This is a genomic window from Streptomyces sp. NPDC054840 (assembly GCF_053611065.1).
Genome location: NZ_JBSGZP010000976.1, coordinates 1 through 2,061 on the forward strand (window position 1 = coordinate 1; position 2,061 = coordinate 2,061).

The following is a 2,061-nucleotide window of genomic DNA, read 5'->3' on the forward strand; positions in this document are numbered from 1 at the left end:
CCGTCAGGGTGGCCGACCGGCGCGGGATGGCGAAGGCGTCCAGTTCCGCGCGGGTCAGGCCGGTGAGGGCAGCGACCTCCTCGGTGCCCACCGCGCCGCAGTCGAGGCCGCGGACCAGGTAGCCGGCCAAGGCCTTGGCGGTGGCCGGCTCGTCCATCACGTCGCCCTCGATCTTGGCCACGTACGCCTTCAGGCGCGCGGCGGCGGCCTCCAGGCCCTCGCGGTAGAAGGTGAAGACGGCCGCGTAGCGGGTCGGCAGGTGCGCCGGGTGCATGTCCCAGCCCTGGTAGTAAGCGCGGGCCAGGGCGCGGCGGGTCAGGCCGTAGTGCAGCTTCCAGGCCTCGTGGACGTGCTCGGTGGCGCCGATCGGCAGCACGTTGGTCGAGCCGTCGGAGACGCGTACGCCGGTGCCGGCGGCCGCGACCTGCATGATCGCCTTCGCGTGGTCGGCGGCCGGGTGGTCGCTCGACTGGTACGCGGCGGAGACGCCGACGCAGGCGCTGTAGTCGAAGGTGCCGTAGTGCAGACCGGTGGCACGGCCCTTGGAGGCCTCGATCATCCGGGCGACGGTGGCGGTGCCGTCGGAGGCGACGATGGACTGGCTGGTCTCGATCTGGATCTCGAAGCCGATCCGGCCCGGGCGCAGGCCGCGGGCGCTCTCGAAGGCCTCCAGCAACGTGACGAAGGCGCTGACCTGCTCGGCGTAGGTGACCTTGGGCAGGGTCAGGACCAGGCCCTCGGGCAGGCCGCCGTGCTCCAGCAGGCCGGAGAGGAAGATGTCCGTGGTACGGATGCCGCGGTCGCGGACGTTGGACTCCATGCACTTCATGCGGATGCCCATGTACGGCGCGTTGGTGCCGTTGGAGAAGGCCTCCGAGACGAGGCGGGCGGCGCGGGCCGCGGCCTGGTCCTCCTCCTCGTCGGAGCGGACGCCGAAGCCGTCCTCGAAGTCGACGCGGAGGTCCTCGATGGGCTCGTTCGCCAGTTTGGCGCGTACGCGGTCGTAGACGGGTACGGCCAGCTCGTCGGAGATGCCGAGCACCTTGGCGAAGGTGGCGGCGTCCGGGGCGTGCTCGTCGAGGGCGGCGAGGGCCTGGTCGCCCCAGGAGCGGATGGTGTCCGCGGCGAAGACGTCACCGGGTACATAGACCGTGTGGATGGGCTGCCGGGTGCCGGGGTCGCCCGGGTAGTGGCGCGCGAGTTCCGCGTCCACCGGCGCGAGGGAGGCGCTGATGCCCTCGCTGACCGCGCCTGCGAGGCTCGTCGCCACCTTCTCCTGCTGACCCATCGTGCACTCTCCTCTTTTCCGCTTCACGGAAGCTTAGATCCGCATAGCAGAATTTAGTCACGGGGTTCCGCTCCGTCAATGGTCCCCCCGCCGCCGTGGACAAACGAGCCGGGGCCGCGCGGTGACAAACACCACACGGCCCCGCGGTCGGAGAGTACGCAGGTCAGCGCCTACGGAACCGGATCAGGCCGGGGCCTGCGCCTCCCGCATACGGGGAACGCACACGGCCGTGACGAGGGCCGCGGCCGGCCACATCCCCAGCCCCCAGCCCACCGCCGCGTAGGCGGCCGCGCCGTCGGCCGCGAGGACACCGCCGAACACCGCCGCGTTGAGCAGCCCGGCCTCGGTGCCGAGCCAGGCAACCCACGGATCCCGCCGGGCCAGCGCGCCCACCAGGCCGTGGACGAGCTGGGACAGGAACAGCAGCGCGATCCACGCCACGCACAGGACGATCACCCCCACCCACCACGGAGCCGGCGGCCAGAACAGCAACACCACACCGATGAGGACGCCGACCGTGACTGACGACGCGACCCCCCGGCCCTCCTCGTCGGTCACGTCGGCGCTCTTCCTCGAGACGAGGAACGCCACCAGGCAGGCGAGCAGCGCGGCACCGAGCGTCCCGAGGGCCAGCGAGCCCCATTGGCCGAGTACGACGAGCTGGGTGTACACCCCGGCGGCACCGAGCAGCGAGCCCCACAGGAGGCGTGGCCGGGTGCCGGGTACCGACGAGGCCGGAACCGGGTGGCGGGACCCGGTGTGCGCCACGGGAG

The 2,061-nt window shown here is 72.1% G+C and carries 2 protein-coding genes; both read right to left on the reverse strand.

What is annotated here, in order from left to right:
* A partial coding sequence (locus ACWGIU_RS36580; protein ID WP_453712387.1) for a DUF6986 family protein occupies positions 1-1,288 on the reverse strand: 1,288 nt, incomplete at its 3' end.
* Between the two features lie 183 nt (positions 1,289-1,471).
* On the reverse strand, positions 1,472-2,061 hold a 590-nt coding region (locus tag ACWGIU_RS36585; RefSeq protein ID WP_453712388.1), incomplete at its 5' end, for a hypothetical protein.